The 19,007-nt window shown below is 47.7% G+C and carries 14 protein-coding genes and 1 pseudogene; 8 read left to right on the forward strand and 7 right to left on the reverse strand.

Annotated elements, in window-relative coordinates; genetic code table 11:
* The first annotated feature begins 147 nt into the window (after positions 1–147).
* Positions 148–1,299 carry an iron-containing alcohol dehydrogenase gene (locus tag ACXAGQ_RS21245; protein ID WP_475256542.1) on the forward strand — a complete coding sequence of 384 codons (1,152 nt, stop codon included), beginning with the start codon at positions 148–150 and terminating at the stop codon, positions 1,297–1,299.
* Positions 1,300–1,446: 147 nt separating this feature from the next.
* On the forward strand, positions 1,447–2,826 hold the full coding sequence (locus ACXAGQ_RS21250) for an IS4 family transposase (protein ID WP_475251517.1): 1,380 nt from the start codon (positions 1,447–1,449) through the stop codon (positions 2,824–2,826).
* A 208-nt stretch (positions 2,827–3,034) separates the two neighbouring features.
* On the opposite strand, the pseudogene ACXAGQ_RS21255 reads toward ACXAGQ_RS21250, so the two are convergent.
* Positions 3,035–3,643, reverse strand: a pseudogene (locus ACXAGQ_RS21255) (murein L,D-transpeptidase catalytic domain family protein); the annotation flags it as partial.
* Between the two features lie 227 nt (positions 3,644–3,870).
* On the opposite strand from ACXAGQ_RS21255, the gene ACXAGQ_RS21260 reads away from it, so the two are divergent.
* Positions 3,871–4,494 carry a D-Ala-D-Ala carboxypeptidase family metallohydrolase gene (locus tag ACXAGQ_RS21260; RefSeq protein ID WP_475256654.1) on the forward strand — a complete coding sequence of 208 codons (624 nt, stop codon included), beginning with the start codon at positions 3,871–3,873 and terminating at the stop codon, positions 4,492–4,494.
* Between the two features lie 120 nt (positions 4,495–4,614).
* Positions 4,615–5,271 carry a LuxR family transcriptional regulator gene (locus ACXAGQ_RS21265; RefSeq protein WP_475256544.1) on the forward strand — a complete coding sequence of 219 codons (657 nt, stop codon included), beginning with the start codon at positions 4,615–4,617 and terminating at the stop codon, positions 5,269–5,271.
* A 90-nt stretch (positions 5,272–5,361) separates the two neighbouring features.
* Here the strand turns inward: ACXAGQ_RS21265 and dkgB are convergent, their stop codons facing one another.
* The 3 genes from dkgB to ACXAGQ_RS21280 all read right to left on the reverse strand — a co-directional run bounded on the left by dkgB (position 5,362) and on the right by ACXAGQ_RS21280 (position 8,119).
* Positions 5,362–6,168: a 2,5-didehydrogluconate reductase DkgB gene (gene dkgB / locus ACXAGQ_RS21270; protein ID WP_475256545.1), complete on the reverse strand. Its 807-nt coding sequence runs from the start codon at positions 6,166–6,168 to the stop codon at positions 5,362–5,364.
* A gap of 174 nt (positions 6,169–6,342) precedes the next feature.
* Positions 6,343–7,227 (reverse strand): LysR family transcriptional regulator, encoded by an 885-nt coding sequence (locus ACXAGQ_RS21275; RefSeq protein WP_475256655.1) that lies wholly within the window; start codon positions 7,225–7,227, stop codon positions 6,343–6,345.
* A complete protein-coding gene (locus ACXAGQ_RS21280) occupies positions 7,223–8,119 on the reverse strand; it encodes a LysR family transcriptional regulator (RefSeq protein ID WP_475256546.1) in 897 nt (298 codons plus the stop codon). Before ACXAGQ_RS21280 ends, ACXAGQ_RS21275 begins: the two co-directional genes overlap by 5 nt.
* 149 nt (positions 8,120–8,268) lie before the next feature.
* On the opposite strand from ACXAGQ_RS21280, the gene ACXAGQ_RS21285 reads away from it, so the two are divergent.
* Genes ACXAGQ_RS21285 through ACXAGQ_RS21295 form a run of 3 tightly spaced genes read left to right on the forward strand, consistent with a single transcriptional unit; the run spans position 8,269 to position 11,649 of the window.
* Positions 8,269–8,484 (forward strand): DUF1656 domain-containing protein, encoded by a 216-nt coding sequence (locus ACXAGQ_RS21285; protein WP_475256548.1) that lies wholly within the window; start codon positions 8,269–8,271, stop codon positions 8,482–8,484.
* Between the two features lie 18 nt (positions 8,485–8,502).
* A complete protein-coding gene (locus ACXAGQ_RS21290; RefSeq protein ID WP_475256550.1) occupies positions 8,503–9,384 on the forward strand; it encodes an HlyD family secretion protein in 882 nt (293 codons plus the stop codon).
* Positions 9,385–9,393: 9 nt separating this feature from the next.
* Positions 9,394–11,649, forward strand: coding sequence for an FUSC family protein (locus ACXAGQ_RS21295; protein ID WP_475256551.1), 2,256 nt, complete (start codon positions 9,394–9,396; stop codon positions 11,647–11,649).
* Between the two features lie 113 nt (positions 11,650–11,762).
* Here ACXAGQ_RS21295 and ACXAGQ_RS21300 read toward each other — a convergent pair whose 3' ends face one another.
* The 3 genes from ACXAGQ_RS21300 to ACXAGQ_RS21310 form a co-directional block, all read right to left on the reverse strand.
* Positions 11,763–12,767, reverse strand: a complete 1,005-nt coding sequence (locus ACXAGQ_RS21300; RefSeq protein ID WP_475256657.1) for a succinylglutamate desuccinylase/aspartoacylase family protein — start codon at positions 12,765–12,767, stop codon at positions 11,763–11,765.
* Positions 12,768–12,877: 110 nt separating this feature from the next.
* A complete protein-coding gene (gene yfcC, locus ACXAGQ_RS21305; RefSeq protein ID WP_475256658.1) occupies positions 12,878–14,356 on the reverse strand; it encodes a putative basic amino acid antiporter YfcC in 1,479 nt (492 codons plus the stop codon).
* Positions 14,357–14,610: 254 nt separating this feature from the next.
* Positions 14,611–17,067 carry a family 20 glycosylhydrolase gene (locus ACXAGQ_RS21310; protein ID WP_475256552.1) on the reverse strand — a complete coding sequence of 819 codons (2,457 nt, stop codon included), beginning with the start codon at positions 17,065–17,067 and terminating at the stop codon, positions 14,611–14,613.
* Positions 17,068–17,546: 479 nt separating this feature from the next.
* Between ACXAGQ_RS21310 and yidA the strand changes: the two genes are divergently transcribed.
* A complete protein-coding gene (gene yidA / locus ACXAGQ_RS21315; RefSeq protein ID WP_475256553.1) occupies positions 17,547–18,359 on the forward strand; it encodes a sugar-phosphatase in 813 nt (270 codons plus the stop codon).
* Positions 18,360–19,007 lie beyond the last annotated feature (648 nt).

Below are 19,007 nucleotides of genomic sequence, written 5' to 3' on the forward strand. Positions count from 1 at the left end.
GTGAAAATAGCGCCATCGTATCGGGAGAATTGAATTAAGTAGATTTAGGCAAGTATTAAATAGTTTTGAGCATCCCGCTTTTCTGGCTGTTGGCATAGACTGGTGTCATTATACAGCGAAACAATAACGACACACTGGAGATACTTCATGGACAAGTTTACTTACCAGAACCCTACCCGCATTCATTTTGGTGAAGGCCAAATCGCAGCTATCACTGGCGATATTCCAAAAGATAAAAAGGTCTTGGTTATCTATGGTGGCGGTTCTATCAAGAAAAACGGTGTATATGATCAGGTCAAAGCGGCTTTGAGCGAGCATAGCTGGGGTGAGTATGCCGGTGTAGAGCCTAACCCTCAGTACGATACACTGATGGGAGCCGTAGAAAAAATCAAAGCGGAAGGCTTTGATTACCTGCTTGCCGTTGGTGGTGGTTCAGTAATCGACGGCACTAAATTCATTGCCGCTGCAGCTACCTACCAAGGTGAAGACCCATGGAATATCTTGGCTCAGCAACACCCAGTAGAAAGTGCCCTACCACTTGCCTGTGTGTTGACACTTCCTGCAACAGGCTCAGAAAGCAACATGGGTTCCGTGGTTTCTCGTGGTAAAGACAAGCTGGCTTTCCTGTCTCCTAAGGTACAGCCATTATTCGCAGTGCTTGACCCAACAACAACACTTAGCCTTTCTCCTCGTCAGGTCGCTAACGGTGTTGTTGATGCCTATGTCCACGTTATGGAGCAATACCTAACATTCCCTGCTAATGCCAAAGTACAAGATCGCTTTGCTGAAGGTCTGCTGCTGAACCTTATTGAAGAAGGGCCAAAAGCCCTAGCAACACCAGACGATATTGATGTACGTGCCAACATCATGTGGACTGCGACCCAAGCGCTTAACGGTCTGATTGGTGTCGGTGTGCCGCAAGACTGGACCACCCATATGATCGGCCATGAGCTGACAGGTAACTATGGTATCGACCATGCCCGTACCCTAAGTATCGTCCTACCTGCGGTAATGAAACAGCGCCGTGACGACAAAGAAGGCAAGTTGCTACAGTACGCAGAGCGTGTATTTGGCATCACCGAAGGTTCTAACGACGAACGCATCGATCAAGCCATTGCTCATACCATTGCTTTCTTTAAGCAGATGGAAGTACCAACCAGCCTAGGCGATGTAGAATTAGGTGGCGATGATATCGATACCTTAGTCGCTAGCCTTGAAAAACACGGTATGAAAGCGTTAGGTGAGCGCGGCAATATCACTATCAAAGACAGCCGTGCAATCCTAGAAGCTGCGCTGTAACGTTGTGGTTTTTATTAACCAATGAAAAGGGAGGCAATATCGCCTGTCTCTTATACACAAGTCCCCCGCCTCATGGCGGGGGCTTTTTTTGAACTCTTTTTCTTTATTGCGATCCGATCTTACACAATATGAGTAAAGGTCATCATCATGATAGGGAATTCTACTTTAGAATGGGCTCAACAAACCTTTTCGCATGCCAAGCTTGGCGACTCTAGACGTACACAACGACTAGTCCAATTAGCCAGTGATATGGCATCTAATGTTGGAGTGTCTATTGTGCAAGCCTGCCCTAATCCCGCCTCTATTGAAGGGGCATATCGCCTCATCCGTAACCCTGATGTTGAAGCCAATGCGATAGCTGAAGCCGGTTTTGTGGCAACAACTAACGAGGCTGAAGCGCATGACTTATTACTTGCCCTTGAAGACTCCACCGCTCTAACCTACACGCATAAAAGCCTCTCCGATGAACTTGGTCACGTGAACTCGGGAAATCGAACCCGGGGGATGCTAGCTCACTCTGTTCTGTTGTTTGCACCACGCGAGCAAAAGGTTGTGGGGCTAATCGAACAACAGCGGTGGACGAGGGATATTGCGACTCGAGGCCGGGGACATAAGTTCGCCAAGCGACCGTATGAAGAGAAGGAGACCTTCAAGTGGCAACAGGCATCAACCGCAATGTCTGAACGTTTAGGTCAACTCCAAGCCCGAGTCATTTCAGTGTGTGATAGGGAGTCAGACATCTACGAATACTTACATTACAAGCTGACCAACCAGCAGCGTTTTGTTGTGCGCTCGACCTATAGTCGCTGCATTGAGGAAAGTGGTTATAAGCTCCATGATTATGCAAAGGAGTTATCCCCATCGGGACAACGAACTGTCCATATTGCTCAACGGGGTGGTCGCAAAGCGCGTAAAGCAACATTAGATGTATGCTTTGCTCCTATTACGATTAAGGTTCCAGCCAATAAGTGTGGCAAGTCACTTTCTCTGTATTATGTTGGTTGTAAAGAGCGAGGTGACAACAACGAAAAATTGGAGTGGCACTTACTGACTTCAGAGCCAGTGACAACGTTAGCGAAAGCCCAGGAGATAATCAGTTACTACGAACAGCGCTGGTTGGTTGAAGAGTTCCACAAGGCGTGGAAAAGTGATGGAACCGATGTCGAAGCACTGCAACTTCAATCAAAGGACAACCTGGAGAGAGTTGCCGTCATTCAAGCGTTTATCGCTATCCGCTTGTTACAACTTAGAGCAGAAAGCCGCGGACAAGAAACCAGTAGCTGTGAGTCTGTTCTACCCGGAATATGCTGGAAATTATTATGGGTCAAACAAGAAAATAAGCCCTTACCAACAACAGCTCCAGATCTGAAATGGGCTCGAGTTACATTAGCAAGGCTAGGCGGATGGTATGACAGTAAGCGAACAGGGCGGCCCGGTTGGGCCGCCCTATGGCGAGGCTGGTATAAATTAGCAGCAATTCAAGAAGGATACCTTATAGCCCAATCCTTTACCTCTGATGAGATGTGATCAAGAGACAGGCAATATCGCCTCCCTTCGCAACAATAACTCTCCGGCTATGCCGTGCCGACCTTTAGCGCCGGATCACCATTCGGTTGTCACTGTTCACAAGTTCATTAGTAATGGGCTCGTTAATTGATTCATTAATGGCAGACTCATGAAAAGAATTAGATGCCAGTAATGACGGGGATGACTCCTGACTTACCATCTCTTCATTTGCTGCAAGAATGATACTACCGCCTTTGATTACGTCGATAATCTCACGGTTTTTTTCCGGCGGCAAAGCAGGGCACCCCCAGCTCCAACCAATAAAATTATTGGCGGCGAGGAAATCAGGGGACGCATATTTCGCACCGTGGATCACTATAAAGCGACGACGTGCATTATCGTTGATGCCTTCCGATAATCCGTCCAAGCGAAGCGAGTAGCCATATTTTCCATAGTAGGTTTCAGCGGTTTTAAACACACCAAGAGATGTTTGCTTAGAGTTCACCGTATTGGAAAAGCGCTCAGCATAAGTGCCGCCGCTTTCTATTCCATGGGTCGTATAGGTGTGGTACTTCAGCTTCTTATTTGCCAGGTCAACCACATAAAAACGCTTTTCATTTGAAGGACGACGGTAGTCGATGATCACCAAGTTAGGGTTCGCACCAGTGCCTTTGGTCATATACGCTTCGATACCCTCTTTGAGCAAGGCATAATCCATCACCCCATTCAATGAGGCTCTTGAATAGACTTCGCTAGCAAGATCCTCAATATGCTCTTCGACAGTCCCAGCCTGAACGAAAGAAGAAAAAAGCAAAGTTAGAAGTATTTTTTTGATCATAGGCAACAACAAAAAGCGACTTTTTTACGACGGGCTTACCTTCCTAATTTTAACAGATTAATCAGCAATGACTTTTTTATCTCACCATTTCAGACAGATTTTCATAAAAAATTACAAATACAGCCTTAAGAATGAACCAAAGCCCAATCAGTCAAATTACCTACACTTAAACGAACATGTCGAGGTATATCCTATGGGTAATGATGTGGGGTTATTGAATGAAGTGGATAATGTTGTCTTTGTTTTTGGTCTTTTCTTACCATAGCCAAGCAGAAGCTGTTGATCTAGATAAACTTTATGAAGTCCATACCGACTTTGACTACAGTGACTTAGTTGTTGAGGTACAAGGATTCAAGGTACCTACCTTGGCTGCTTTCCGCGGTTGGGTACTAATGAACAGGAAAGAAAAGGAGATACAAGAAGGGTATAAATATTTTCTAGACAACGGAGTCAAAGAAGGCATACCCCTTCACCTAATTTTATTGCAGGGCACGGATTGGCGGCTGAGCAATACCACGGTTTTCAACCTGCCTGACAAGAAAAACTGGGACAACATGGTTCGCACCTTGCTGTTCGTTCAAGAACATGTCATGCCAAAAACCGGATTGCTGATCCCTGTCTCTGGCGACAGAAGCAAAGAATACAACCAGCATGCTGGCGGGGCACCACGTAGCTCCCACCTTGATTTTTGTGCTCTCGACATGGTTCCGATCCGCAATATTTCTCGCACTGAGCTCCACAAAATACTGATGAGTGTTTACAACAAAGTCGGTAGGAAAAACAACATGGGACTCGGGCTTTACAGTGGCGTCCGCTTTCATATTGATACCTGCGGCCATAGAAGCTGGTAAATGCCAATAATGACAATTCACTCAAAAGGGGGGATTTCTCCTACTTCCCTTCTTCGATCGGAATGATAAAATGCGCGGGTGAAAATAAACCAAAATACATATTTATCCGTTTTGATTCACATGCTAGAGCACAGCCCATATCCTGCAGGATTGAAGTCTAAGGACGGCATTTTCGCCTTTGCCAACAAACCTTACCGCGACTTAGTCAATGCACCGTGTGATATCGAGGGGCTTACTGATTGTGATCTACCATGTGACACAGCCCAATTTGCACCCGCCTTTGTACAGCAAGATAGGCAAGCAATAACGGAAAACAAGACAGTGGTAACCATAGATGTGCATAAGTATGCCCATGGTTTCGATGCTTATACTTTTGAAAAACGCCCCGTTATCATCAATGGAGAGCCATGGGGTATTCAATTTAGCGCGACCAACTTAAGGGAATTGGTCAACTTAGCCTCTTTCGCTGAAATTATGGCGCTGAATAGCACCAACACCTCTTTCAGCACCATCAAGCCAGAGTGCATGCAATTAACACCGTCACAAGAGATTGTATTGTTTTGGCTATTGCGTGGCCGTCAGACTAAACAGATCGCACAGTTGATCCACCGAACACCCAAGGCAGTGGAAAAACAAATCGCCAATCTGATCGCACGCTTTTACGATGTCGGCGTAACCAACCGTGCCTCATTGATTGAGTATGCTCGTTGTAATGGCTGGCTCTCTGTGATACCAGAACAACTATTCAAAACACCTGCCTCTATCATCGTGCAGTAGCCTGCCGCTACTCTCTTCCCATAAAGCACGCATTAAAAAGCCAGCAGTTAAAACTGCTGGCTGTATTGAATCATCGATTACAGGACGACCTTAATCCCACTCTGGCGCAAAATCAGGATTAGCGAGGCGATGGTTACGATCAAGCTCGGCGATTGCCGCCATGTCTGCATCATCTAGCGCAACGGCTGAAGCCTTCAGGTTGCTCTCGATATTGGCACGCTTAGTCGAGGATGGGATCGTTACAAATTCGTTCTGACGCATCCAAGCCAGTACAATTTGTGCAGGCGTAGCCTGATGCTTGTTTGCGATTCCAGCAATGGCTTCATCTTTGAGTACATCACCGTACGCAAACGGCATGTAACCCGTCACAATAATGCCGTTGTCACGGCAGAAATCGACTACTTTGCGGTTTTGCAGGTACGGGTGTACTTCAACCTGGTTGGTATAAATTGCCTCTGCACCCAAGATATCAATCGCCTGCTGCATCTGGGCAACAGTAAAGTTTGAGATACCGATTTGCTTGGCCAGCCCCAGCTCTTTCACTTCTTTAAGGCTTGCCAGATAATCCGCCATTGCGACTTCTTCGTTTTTCAACGGCCAATGAATTAGCAGCAAATCCACATACTCAACCTGCAAATCAGCCAGGCTCTGACGAATACTTGGCAGGAATGCATCCTTACCGAATTTATCCATCCAGATCTTCGTAGTCAAAAAGATATCACTGCGGGCAATACCAGAGTCTGCAATCGCAGCACCGACTTCTTTTTCGTTACCGTAGATCTGTGCCGTATCTATATGGCGGTAACCCGCTTCTAGTGCCATCGCCACTGAGTTATATGCGTCTTCACCTTTCAGGCGGAAAGTCCCTGCTCCCAAAACCGGCATTGCAATTGTCATGGTTCAACTCTCTGATGTATAAAAACTGAGTATTAGTTTACGCCTTTATTACCATCAAAAAAGACAATAATTAACAAAACACCTTCTCACTTATTAAGAAAGTATGGCAATCATTCATCGGTAGCTGTAAGCAATCAAACTGATACTAACCATATGATTTAATAGATACCTAATTTACAAGCTAAGCCGCGATTGAATGAAATCCAAAAACGCGGTTATCCGTGGCGATGGTGCCGAGTTTTGATAATACACCGCCTGCACCGACTCCCTTGGATGCGGGGAAGTAATTTGACCTTCGCAAAGGCTCACCAAACGCCCCTCAGCAATATCTTTCCAGACAGTAAACTGAGAGAGCAAAGTAATCCCCATGCCTGCCAGACACAGCTGGCGGATGATTTCACCACTGGTCGCCAGCGTCGAAAATGCCGGGTCTAGCACTTCTCCGGATAGCGGCCACTTGTTGAGGTGGGGCTGACCCGAGAAACCAATAAGCTTGTGTGACAGTAGCGACTCAATATCCTTTGGCTCACCATTTAGCGCAATATAGTCAGGCGAGGCCACCAGCTTTAACGGGCTTTGCCCTAGCACCCTAGCGTGCAAATTGGAGTCTTTGAGTGTCCCGACCCTAATGGCTACATCAGTACGTTTTTCCAGTAGGTCGATAATGCTTTCATTGGTTGCCAGTTCGACTTCGATACCCGGGAAGGCTTCCTGGAACGGCTTGATAAGCGGGACAATTTGATGGGTCATGACACTGCTGGCGGCATCTATCCGTAGCCGCCCTGTCGGTGAGGATTGCTGTGAGCTCAACCTTTCTTGAGCATCCTGGATCAGCATTAGTCCAGCCCTGACGCTCTGGGCAAACATCAGCCCTTCGTGGGTCGGTTCTACCCGTCTCGTAGTACGATGCAGCAAGCTGCAACCCATGGTCTTTTCCAGATTAGCCACTAAGCGGGATACCTTGGCCACCTGCATTTCTAGCTGATTGGCAGCAGCTGAGAAGCCACCGCAGTCAATCACCGCCAGAAAAACTTCCAGCTCTTCGGTTTTTGATTTAATCAATTAGATGATTCTCCAATGACTGGCGGACAAATGCCTGCAGCGCAGTCAACCTAGCCGTATTGCGCAGTGAAGGCCGGTAGAGCATATAGAGGTCTACCGCGGGTAAGGTGTAGTCTTGCAAAATGGGCAGCAATGAACCATCAGCCAGTGCCTCGCTCACTTGAAAAGTTGGCTGCAAAGTAATGCCGGCACCTTCCAACGCCGCTGCCAACATGGCCTGACCGCTATTCATGGTAAAACAGGAGCCCACTTGTGGTGTATTGATTTTCTTGCCATCGAAGAACCGCCACTTATGCGGGGCCTGAGGTAAATTGCTCAGCAGACATTGATGTTGCTCCAGCTCGTCAGGATGCTGCGGGGTGCCGTATCGCTTGAGGTAAGCCGGTGAGGCGCAGGCGATCATGGGATAACTGCGCAACTTGGTCGCGACGAGGTAATCATACCCCTCCAAACGCTCTCTGAAGATAACGTCATACTCGCTTTTTTGCATATCCGGCGGGTTATTATCCAACGTAAGGTCAATCTCGAGCTTGGGGTATTGTTGCTGGAACCGGGCAAGAATAGGAGCCAGTGCCTTGATACCAAAGTTCACCCCAGTTGCGATTTTCAAACTACCTGTGGGTTCGTTCATATTGCGGTAAATATCTTCCTGGGCCGCCTTCAGCTCATCCAGCACCACCAAACAGCGCTGGTAATACTGCTCCCCTGCTGCTGTCAGGCTTTGGAAGCGGGTGGATTTTGCTAACAATTTAGCACCGATAGATGCCTCCAACCCCCTGACGTGCTTGCCGACCATTTGGGCACTGATCCCCCGCTCTTCTGCGACGGCAGCAAACGAGCCCAACTCAACGGCCCGGACAAAAATTTCGATACTGGTTAAGCGGTCCAACAGCTTGCTCCATTATTGCCAATCTATAGATTCTATTTTAACCAAGATTCGAAACCAAGAGTTTCTAGTGAATTCCTTGCTGATGAATTTATCGCAGACAACTTTATTCATAAGATCTGTTCTTCGCTATTACCTATAAGAGAAACACTGTGTTGTTTGCTGTTCCCAAAGAGGTCGCAGTAGGTGAGTTATACCTCCCTCCTCTGCTCGTTGCTGCGCTACTGGGGTTGGTTTGTACCTCGCTCACTGTCCGTTTGTTTAACCGTATGCGCTGGTTTCGACACGTTGCCAGCCCACCATTAGTCGAGCTGTCACTGACCATCATTTATACCGTTATTGTCGGTACGTATGTTTTTCCTTCTTGAGTTACCTTGGAGACTATCTTGTTCAAACGCTTCAGCATTACCCTGTGCTTACTTATACTGGCTATCGCATCTGTAGGTTGGAAATACCAACAATACCTCGCTAACCCTTGGACACGAGACGGCCAAGTACGCGCTCAAGTCATCCAAATTACGCCACGGGTAACCGGCCCGATTACCGCCTTACCAATTAAGGACAACAGTACTGTTAGCGCTGGTGAAACCTTATTTGAAATCGACGCTCGCCCGTATGAAGCGGCCCTAGCTAAAGCCAAAGCCAGTTTGGCGCAGGCTCAAGCGTTACTGAAAAAAGCACAGGATGAAGCCAAACGCGGCCAGTCTTTGTCACGTCGCCAACCAGGTTCAATTTCGCAGTTGTCACTTAGCCAGCTAAATAACGCTGTCGAGTCAGCTCTAGCCGGTGTAAAAGTCGCCAAGGCAGCCCTTGATGAGGCCAAGCTCAACCTCAGTTTCACTAAGGTCACCGCACCGGTCGACGGCTACATCACCAACCTCAATTTGCGTATCGGCAGTCAAGTTGTTGCTAACCAACCTGTTGTGGCTTTGATTGATAAGAGCAGTTTTTGGATCGAAGGCTTCTTCAAAGAAACCGATATTCAAGATGTCGAGTTGGGCGAAAATGCCGTAGTAACCTTAATGACTTACCGTAACCAACCATTGTCTGGCCATGTCGATAGCATCGGGTATGGTATTGCACACCAAGATGGCAGTACTGGCGTATCACTGCTTCCCAATGTGAATCCCAACTTTCAGTGGATCAGGCTTGCCCAACGCATTCCTGTAAGGATCACTCTTGATGAGATGCCAGAATCACTCCAGCTGAGAGTGGGATCAACCGCGTCAATCATGATCAACAAATCGCATCAACAAGCATCCCTGTAAGGAACGTCTATGCTCAGCCAACGCTGCATCTTGCCACTGAAGGTGGCCATAGCCCTTACCCTTGCCATCGTCAGTGCACTTTGGCTAGGCTGGGATCGTCCCTACTGGGCAGGCTTCGCTGTCGTCGTTATGGCGGCAACCGAGACTTCTGGGCACTCGTTGAAAAAAGGCCGCCACCGACTGGTCGGTACGTTACTTGGCGTAGTATCCGCATTTGTGCTGGTGGGACTTTTTGCCCAGCAACCCTTGCCATTTTTGGTTTGTTATAGCTTGTTTGCTGCACTTTGCGTCTATTTGCAGGGTAACCCACGCAATGGCTACATGTGGACAATCTGCTTGATGGTTTGCTCGATAATATTGGTGATGGGTAAGTTGCTGCCAGAGCTGACTTTTTCTGTGGCGGTGCTGCGGGTACAGGAAACCGTGTTGGGTATTCTCTGTTTTACCTTAGTATTCAGTTTGCTATGGCCGGGTTCTAGCCGCTCTGTAGTGATTTCAACCCTGCGTCTTTACTATCAAAACCAAGCCAAGCAATTGCAAGCTGCCAAAGACGAACTTATTGAGCACGGTACCTTTACCAAAGAGCTCAACCTGGGCGATAGCCTAAAACAACTCACCCGCTTAGAAGATCTGATCTACGCAGCCAGTGCCGACAGTTACCATGTCGCTCAAGACTACTCAAAATGGCGATCTTTATTGGATCAACTGAACCAATGGGCTTTGCTATGCGGGCATTTGGCAGAGGCCAGTTCTGTGACACAAAAAACAATGACAGCTGAACAGTGTAAGGTCATTGAGGGCTTACTAGAAAGACTCATTCACAGAGCCAACCATGCTTTGTCCATGCTAGAGGGTGAAACGATTGAAGAAGTTGAAACGACAGGTGGTGATGTCACAGAGGCCATATACGATAAACATGTCCAGTTTTCGCCTCAGCAGATCTCGCTACTACCGACAATATCAACAAATGTCCAACAGGGTTCTAGCGAGCAAAATCACCACGGTGCCAGTTTGGTATTGGGCACTTTGCTAACGGATATTGATAGGCTGCAGCATGATATCCTAGCCACCTTGAGGTCAGTCACCGGCCACAGCTACCACAGGGATAGCGAATCAAATCAAACACCAAATCAAACATCAAAGAGACCAAGCCGGCGCTGGTCCTTTCGCCCAGACAGTGCCATTCATGCCTTAAAAGCCAGTTTGGTGATCTGGACGTGCATTGTATTGTGGCTTTTCGTGCCTATGCCCGGTGGCGCGATGATTGTCCTGCTTGGTGCCATACTCAGCACCGTGGTTTTATCGCTGCCATTTGCCAACGTCAAAACCCTGCTGTTTTCCAAGTTTACGTGGTCATTGTTTGTCTTAGCCCAGTACGTATTACTGATGCCAATGCTGACCGAAGTATGGCAACTTGCGGCGTTCTATTTCATTAATACATTTGGCATTTGGTATCTGTTCAACCAGCCCCAGCAAGCGCTTCAACGCATGCTGGGCACCCAATTGTTGATCATGATGACCAGCGGCGCGATGCAACTGACACCTGTCTATGATATTCAGCTTGCACTGCTGCAATTAATGCTCATTGGCATCGTGATGTTGATTGTTTTTTTCATCAATCATACTGTATTTCCCGGTACGCCCGAATCCACTTTCTTGCGTGAGCTCGGCCGGTTAAGAACAGGGATTCAACATGGCTTGCAACAACTCGCCACACTCAACGAACAGGCCGTGAGCAAGAACAAAGGATTAACGTCAAAGCTCTATTCGTTAAGACAGGATCCGTTACGTTCAGTAGCCATGGCAGACGTTGCCATTGGTCGAATGAACTTGGCAGCCTACCCTGAGCTTAAAGCCACAGAGATGAAACGTGTCATATCCAACGCCTACATCACTTGCTTGATGTACCGGGCGTTCGAGGATAATTATCTGCGTTGGTTAGAATCCGCACACCATCACGCACTCGATAGGCTGATCACCGAGATCCTGACATCGCTAAGCGCGATTTTGGAAGATTCCACAGTGAGCGAAGAGATAACCTCCCATCAGCACAAACTTGATCAATTGCTGGCTGAACTAAAGCGTTATTTAACCGGAATGGATAGGGAGTCAAATTTACAATTCACACTGGCTGCAGAAAATGTAGATACCAGCTACCGATTGCTAATTTCGCTACAACTGCTCATTCGCTCCCTCAAGACACTTAGCCTTAGCGTGCAAAATAGCCAAGTCCACCATTTACGCTTTCAGCCATTTGCAATTTAACTTTTTAGCAATTTAGCGATAAAAAAACGCCACCGACAGCTCTTATAATAGAGAGCTCCATTGAGAAAATAGTCGGGTGGCGTTTATCAACCTATGGGATGTTTTGATCACGCTTATTGAATCAATCGAACCAGCAAGGTGCCCGGCTCACGCATCGGGTCAAGGTTCACGCTCAATACATAGCCGCTGGTCGGTGCATGATAGCGTTGGATTTCATCACCGAAACTGTCGTATTGAACTGCAACTAACTGACCTATCTGAACACGATCGCCAATCTCCACTTTGGGCAGTGCAAAACCGCCTAATGAAGCGCGAACAGTGAAGATGTTTTTACCTTCATAACATTCATGCTGAGGTTGGCTGATATCTCCTTCAAACACACCTTCTGATTTTAGAATGTTAATCACTCCATCGACAGAACGGGCGATCATATCTGGCTGAAGGACTTTACCTGCCCCCACTTCGACCGTAATTGATGGAATGCCACTACGGTTCCATACCGTTTCCAGCACACCATCATCACCCGGATCATCGAAGATACAGTCTGGATTCATCAGGCGAGCCATTTTCACAGCCTGCGGAATACGGTAATCCGCAAATACATAAAGCGGATAGGCTGCACCGCGAGTCTGGGTATGCAGGTCTATGGCGATATCCGCATTGTGTGCAAGCAAGTCATACCATATGGAGGCGATATAACGCTGGGCGGCATCACCTTCAGGGTTACCTGGGAAAATACGGTTCAAGTTGGTCGGCGATGCATCAGGGTCTGACAAAATAAAATCACGGGTATGCATCAGCATACCTGAGACATTCACGGTGGGGACTATAACCACCGTCCCTACCACCGCCTGCTCAGCAAGGTGTTGGATGATTTTCTGCGCGGTGATCACGCCATTAAGTTCATCGCCGTGGACACCGGCAGTAATCATCACCTTAGGTGCATTGCCAATCTGCTCGCCACGATACACCACAACCGGTAAGTGCCAACTTTGGCCGATGCCATTTTCCTGAGGACGGAACCAAAAACGATGGCAGCCCATAGGCAGTTCATCGACATCCAATCGGGTGATCACTTGATGGCCTTGTAAAACGTCATCGGTGTATCGGGTCTTCATTTCCGCCATTCTCTTCATCCCCACTCTCCATCCCCATTGTGTTGAATTTTGTCATATGCAAAAAAAATGGGCAGTTGCCTGCCCATCCACTCTAATCGATTTGCTAGCGATTACGCAAAGCCCATTACGTGTGCAGTCACTACGATGACGCTCGACAGCACGAACAGCAGGGCGATGAAGCGCCATACGAATTTCGCCCAGTCGCCCCAGTCGATACGACACACGCCCAATGTAGCCATTAGGGAAGCTGACGTCGGTACGATGATATTGGTAAAACCATCACCCAACTGGAAAGCCAATACTGCAACCTGACGAGTCACACCTGCCAAATCAGCCAGTGGTGCCATCAATGGCATCGTCAGTGCAGCCTGGCCTGAGCCAGAAGTCACGAAGAAGTTAAACACCGACTGGAACACATACATCAGCCAAGCCGCCATGACTTCCGGCAGAGAGCCTATAACATTACCGGCACTGCTCAGAATAGAATTCAGTACGCTAGCTTCTGTTGCGTCACCGCCACCACCAAGGATCAGCAAGATACCTTTGGCACTACCGACCAACAGCGCCGGAGCCAGCATGATGCTTGCGCCCTCTTTGAACGCATCAGCCATATCATTGACTGTCATGCCGTTAAGGCGGAACACTACGCCAATCAAGCCAGCGACAAAACCCATGGTAAAGAACTGGGAAGCGATTTCAGGAATGTACCAAGCATGGGCGACTACGCCCCAGATCACCCACACCATAGTCGCAACAACGGTGAACATGACAAGGGTATCGCCTAGGTTCCAGCGAGAAGATGTCACAGAGGCTTCTTGGTTTTTAAAATGAACATCGCCTTTGATGCTGAATGACTTGGTCGGATCTTTCTTCACGCCATTGGCGTACCACATGGTGAATGCAATACCGATGATGGTAAACATGATCCAAAGGCCGATACGTACCGAGGCACCAGAAAGGACAGGCACGCCAGCAATACCCTGGGCCACTGCAACCGAAAACGGGTTCATCCATGATGCAGCAAAGCCAATTTGGGTCGCGACGTAAGTCACCATCACCGTTGTGATGCCATCGTAGCCAATCCTGACCATCAGCGGGGCAATGATAATGGCAAATGCCACCGCCTCTTCACCCATACCAAATACAGCGCCCCCCAGTGAAAACAGGGAAAACAGCACAGGAATAAACAGGGATTCGCTGCCTTTAGTACGGTCAATCAAACGAAGGATGCCGTTATCAATAGTGCCTGTGCGCATCACGATGCCAAACGCACCGCCGATCACCAGCATGAACATGATAACGCCAATCGCCGAGCCCCATTTGGAGCCGGAGACCAAGCCCTCGAACACAAAGTTCATCAGGCCAATGCCGCCGCCACTGGCGAACAAACCAACGCTATTGTAAACCAGTTCGCCTTGCTCATCTGTCGCGTAAGTAAACGATTCAGGATCTAGCACGGTACGGGTCTTTTCAGCCCCGTCGGCGATGTAAGAAATATCTTGGGTTTCAAACATACCTGCAGGTACGACATAGGTAATTGCCGTTGCAAGCAGGCTAATAAAGAAGATCAATACCAGTGTATCTGGCATTTTCCAGGTTTTGTTTTGGACAACGTCCGTTGTTGTATCGCTCATTATAATTCTTCATCTACAGCTTAGAAATGAAGCATAAAATATCGATAATTTTGCATACAATGTCAAACATATTTTGCAAAATTGATACTTGCGAACATTTATCACCACCATGAATACTTTTATTTACTTTCAATCCTCAACAAAACAAAAAAACGCGCCATGGCTGGCGCGCTTTTATATTGATTATCAATCTAATAAAGTTGGTGTGATTAATTATCGCCGTTGAAATGCTTAACCAGTATTTCCGTCGGTTTCACTATTGCCACAATGGCTTCATCATAAATTTTCGCTGCATCATTCAATTTAACTAGATATTCATTTTGCTCTTGCTCGCTAAGTGACTGGTTGTTCTCCAGCTTGGCAATCAGAGCCTGACCCATCTTCGCGACCTCGATCGTCTTCTCAGCAATGACTACGCTGTCCACCGATGCCACATTAGCCGCCAAGATTGGCTTGGCGTTTTGTGCCGCGTCCATTACCTTCGCATAGTGGGCTTTCAATGCTTCCAACGCGTCTTTGTTACCGCCAGCATACTCGCCAACCAGCTCTTCCATTTCATAAACTGCATGGCTCTCTACCGGCAATGCATCAACAAAGCGGTTCAAGCGCTCGTATTGGTTGTATAGATCACCATGGTTCGGGGTCTGGATCCACTTCTCCCAGTTACGCGCATAGTACTGTGCAGGCTCGGTGTACTCTGAAAGAGCCACTAGCGGTTGAACGTCGTTGCCGTTTGCCAGACGCTTATACATCATCATGGCTTTGTTGTGATGCTGCAGACCCAGAGAGATCTCGGACCAACTATCAATTGCTGCCATACGCTGGTACATGCTGTCTTCGTCAGTCAGCTCGGCTGGCGACCAGAAGCGCTCGGCAATCGCATAGCTGCGAGGCCATAGGCGGTTTTCAACCGTCATCGTGTCGTAGTTTTCCGCCCAAGCTGTAATTTCACCACCCAAGATCAGTTTCTGCTGCTCCTCAGTCAGTTCTGCTGGGTAGCCGCCATTTGGCTCAGGGATCACAGAGCCTTCAATCTCTGTACCCGCAATCAGCTTGCCTGTGGTTGGCCAGCGGACATTACCAATCAACTGGTAGCTCGGCTCGGCCAGTTCTGCGCCATCGAAAGCAAGGTTGAACTCGGTGTATGACATGAAGTTGTCAAAATGACCGCGGAATACTTTGCCCGGCACATACTCAAGGATGTACACCTCTTCACGCGACTTGCCGTTGTAGTCGGTAAAGGCACGGAAGTTACCTTCTTTGTCTTCAATGATGGTGATCAAGCCTTTACGCGGGCCGCCCTTGGTACGTGGTTTCTCCCACTCGTAAGTGGCAAATTTCTCGCCGCTATGCAATTTGTCATCAACCGTGATGCCTGTTGGCATTGGGTCGTTGCGGTAGTGGTAGCTGGTTGGTTGCGGCTGATCGAGGTAGTAACCCGTTGATAGGATACCTTGGTAACCTTCCTGTGCTGCACGGCCAATACTGTCATGGCCACGCCAGCTTTGGATCACAATCGACGTCGGTAGATCTTTATGCCAGATTTCATCCCAGCCAATCATCTTCTTGCCGCGCTCATCAAGCATCTTCTCAACACGGCTGTTGAGGTAAGACTGCAGGCCATGGTTACCGTCTAGGCCCTTTTCTTTGATATAGGCTTGAATGTCTTCGTTTTCTGTCCACTGAGAGTAATTTGGCTCATCACCACCGATATGGAAGTACTCGTCTGGGAACAGCTCAACCACTTCGTCAAACACTTTACCTAAGAAGGTGTAAAGCTCAGGGTTCGTTGGATCCATCAGCGGAACAAACACACCCCACTCGCGCTGGTGCGGGTAGCTTTGGCCTTCGCCGCCAGACATCAGTTCAGGATAGGCATGGGCAACCGCCGAAGCGTGGCCCGGCAATGAGATCTCAGGGATCACGCGGATACCTAGGTTACGTGCATACTCAACCACACCACGGATTTCGTCTTTGGTGTAGTAATCACCATCAGAGGTCATCTGCCATAGTTTCGGATAGCTATCCAACTGGATACGGATGGCTTGGTCATCCCAGATATGCCAATGGAAAATGTTCATCTTCGCAGAGGCCATCGCATCGAGCTGGCGCTTGATCACATCGATTTCTACAAAGTGACGCGAAGTATCGTATGACACACCACGCCACGGGAAACGCGGTGTATCTTCGATGGTCACTTCAGGTACGAAATAACCGTTAGCGTCGGTTTCAACCAACTGAAGCAGGGTTTCGATACCACGAATCGCACCATATGGGCGCTCGGAGGCCAGTACAATCTTGCCGTTCTTGGCTGTCAGCGTGTATGACTCGTCGGCTTCAACGGTCTGTACAGCTGTTTTTGGCGCCTGATCGATATCGATCACCAGTGTCGCTTTTTCTTCACTATCCACATATGGATTTAGCATTGGTACACCGGTCTGGCGTTCAAGGCGTTTTAGCAAACGCTTGGCGGTGAAGGCAACACGATCAGACTGATAGCCTTTGATGAATACCTTGAAGTCACCATCAATCTCGACCTTGCCTTCTCGGAGCTCCACAGAATGTGGATATGGCATTAGATTCAAATCGGTATTCGGCGCGGCAGCATTCACTGCTGGCGACAACATGGCTCCGGCAACCAAAGCAGACAAGATCGTTTTTTTCATGATCATTCCTCAGACATACTCATCATTATTTATCGGGGCAACTATCCAGCATGGATTTGGGGTAGAACTGGATACCACTCTCACTCGCCCCTTGTTGGATGCCGAAATATTAAATTCGCCATGCGAATTAAACAGTGAGAAAAACCACAAATCACTTCTAGTTGTTTGATAGTTTCACACATAAATTGGGGTTTGATAGAAATATAACCCAACAAATCAATCACTTAATGCATGTTAGAAACAAAGAGGGCAACATATCTATTTTGTGATTAATTTCAAAAACTTATACCTTTATTCCATTCCCTAACAGGTAACAAATTATGAAATTAAGTCTTGTTACTGAGGTTAAGGAATAAGGTGATTGACGCACATCAAGCTAACTTTGAAATGTCACAACAACATCATCAATGAATGTCGAGTTGATCACAAAAATTGATTACTATGCGGGTTCTAAAATTTTTCGCTGATTGGACGAATCAATGTATAAACTGGTTGCCCTTGATATGGACGGTACACTGCTTAACTCGCAGAAGGCCATTTCTCCTCGAACTAAACAAGCTATTCAAGCCGCACGCGACAGCGGCGTACAAGTAGTGCTTGCTTCAGGCCGCCCGCTTGAAGGTATGACCAAATACCTCGATGAACTGGGTATGACAGGCGAAAGTGATTATGTCCTGAGCTACAACGCTTCTTTGGTGCAGCGCGTTGCAAGCAAAACGGTGATCCGCAAGCAAATCATGACCGGCCGTGATGCCAAAAACATCGCTAGCCTTGCTCGTGACTTCGGCACTTTCATTCATGCTTTTACCCCAGAACGTGGCCTGATCACTCCAGAGAACAACCCTTACACCGAGCATGAGTCGGTGATAAATGGCGTACCAACTACTGTGCTTGATTTTGCCGAGCTTGCAGATGACGAGGAAGTGATCAAGGTGATGATGGTTGCTGATCCTGAGGTGCTAACTGCGGCAATTAACCAACTGCCTGAGAGCCTCTACACTCAATATACCGTGGTGCAAAGTGCCCCATTCTTCCTTGAACTGATGAACCCGAACAGCAATAAAGGTACTGGCGTTGCCATGCTTGCTGAGCATTTGGGCCTGGACGCTAGCGAAGTGATTTGTATGGGTGATGCAGGCAACGATCACCACATGATCAAATACGCAGGCCTGGGTGTTGCGATGGGCAATGCCACCGACGATATCAAGTCGATCGCTAACCACGTTACCGACACCAACGACAACGACGGTGTGGCTAAAGTGATTGAAGAGTTTGTGTTGAAAAACGCATAAGCTAACTATTGGGGGTCAATGACAGCTATACGTCTTGGCCTCCTAATTATAAAAAACTATCTTCCATGGGAGCGTTTAGTTTTTATCACCCACAGAATTAAGCGGTAAATCCACCGCCCCACCTCCCCCAACCGGCTACGTGGATATTGGCTATATGCCATGAGAAATAGTCCTGACACTAAAATCATTGGCCGGAAATACCACAGTTCAGTAAATGCTTTTCTATTAATCGAGCTTGTCGATTCAACAGTAAAGTCAATCAGCTATAGAATTAGCTGGGAAAAAAACAATATTGCCCCCCAGAAAAAGACATGTTTCTTCTTAATTCTCATCACTCTTTCCATGAACGTCTCACCAAAGCAAACAAGAAAGGCCGATGACTCGGCCTTTCTTTTACACACCACTACTTATCGGCAAGGGCTATTCATCCCATAAGATAGGCACTGGCATTCCAGCCCTGCGCAGTGCTCAACTAGACACAGGTCGGGGAAAGTAACATTTGCAAAAATGGAAGCAGGACTCACAAGCACAATTATGCGATGAGATTCTGTTATTTCGTAAGGTAGGAAAATGTTATGTGCAAATAATTGCCCATAATATTAATTGCGGGCTATGCCTTTCATTAACGGCAGAAAGGCATAGGCCACT

It is taken from the genome of Photobacterium sp. ABD4_091 (assembly GCF_056160145.1).

Excerpts from the sequence above, each read along its gene's own strand:
- dkgB (WP_475256545.1), bottom strand. The coding sequence starts at position 6,168 with ATGACAATTGCAATGCCGGTTTTGGGAGCAGGGACTTTCCGCCTGAAA.
- ACXAGQ_RS21265 (WP_475256544.1), top strand. The coding sequence starts at position 4,615 with ATGCTAGAGCACAGCCCATATCCTGCAGGATTGAAGTCTAAGGACGGC.
- ACXAGQ_RS21245 (WP_475256542.1), top strand. The coding sequence starts at position 148 with ATGGACAAGTTTACTTACCAGAACCCTACCCGCATTCATTTTGGTGAA.
- ACXAGQ_RS21310 (WP_475256552.1), bottom strand. The coding sequence starts at position 17,067 with ATGAAAAAAACGATCTTGTCTGCTTTGGTTGCCGGAGCCATGTTGTCG.
- ACXAGQ_RS21250 (WP_475251517.1), top strand. The coding sequence starts at position 1,447 with ATGATAGGGAATTCTACTTTAGAATGGGCTCAACAAACCTTTTCGCAT.
- ACXAGQ_RS21295 (WP_475256551.1), top strand. The coding sequence starts at position 9,394 with ATGCTCAGCCAACGCTGCATCTTGCCACTGAAGGTGGCCATAGCCCTT.
- yfcC (WP_475256658.1), bottom strand. The coding sequence starts at position 14,356 with ATGCCAGATACACTGGTATTGATCTTCTTTATTAGCCTGCTTGCAACG.
- yidA (WP_475256553.1), top strand. The coding sequence starts at position 17,547 with ATGTATAAACTGGTTGCCCTTGATATGGACGGTACACTGCTTAACTCG.
- ACXAGQ_RS21300 (WP_475256657.1), bottom strand. The coding sequence starts at position 12,767 with ATGAAGACCCGATACACCGATGACGTTTTACAAGGCCATCAAGTGATC.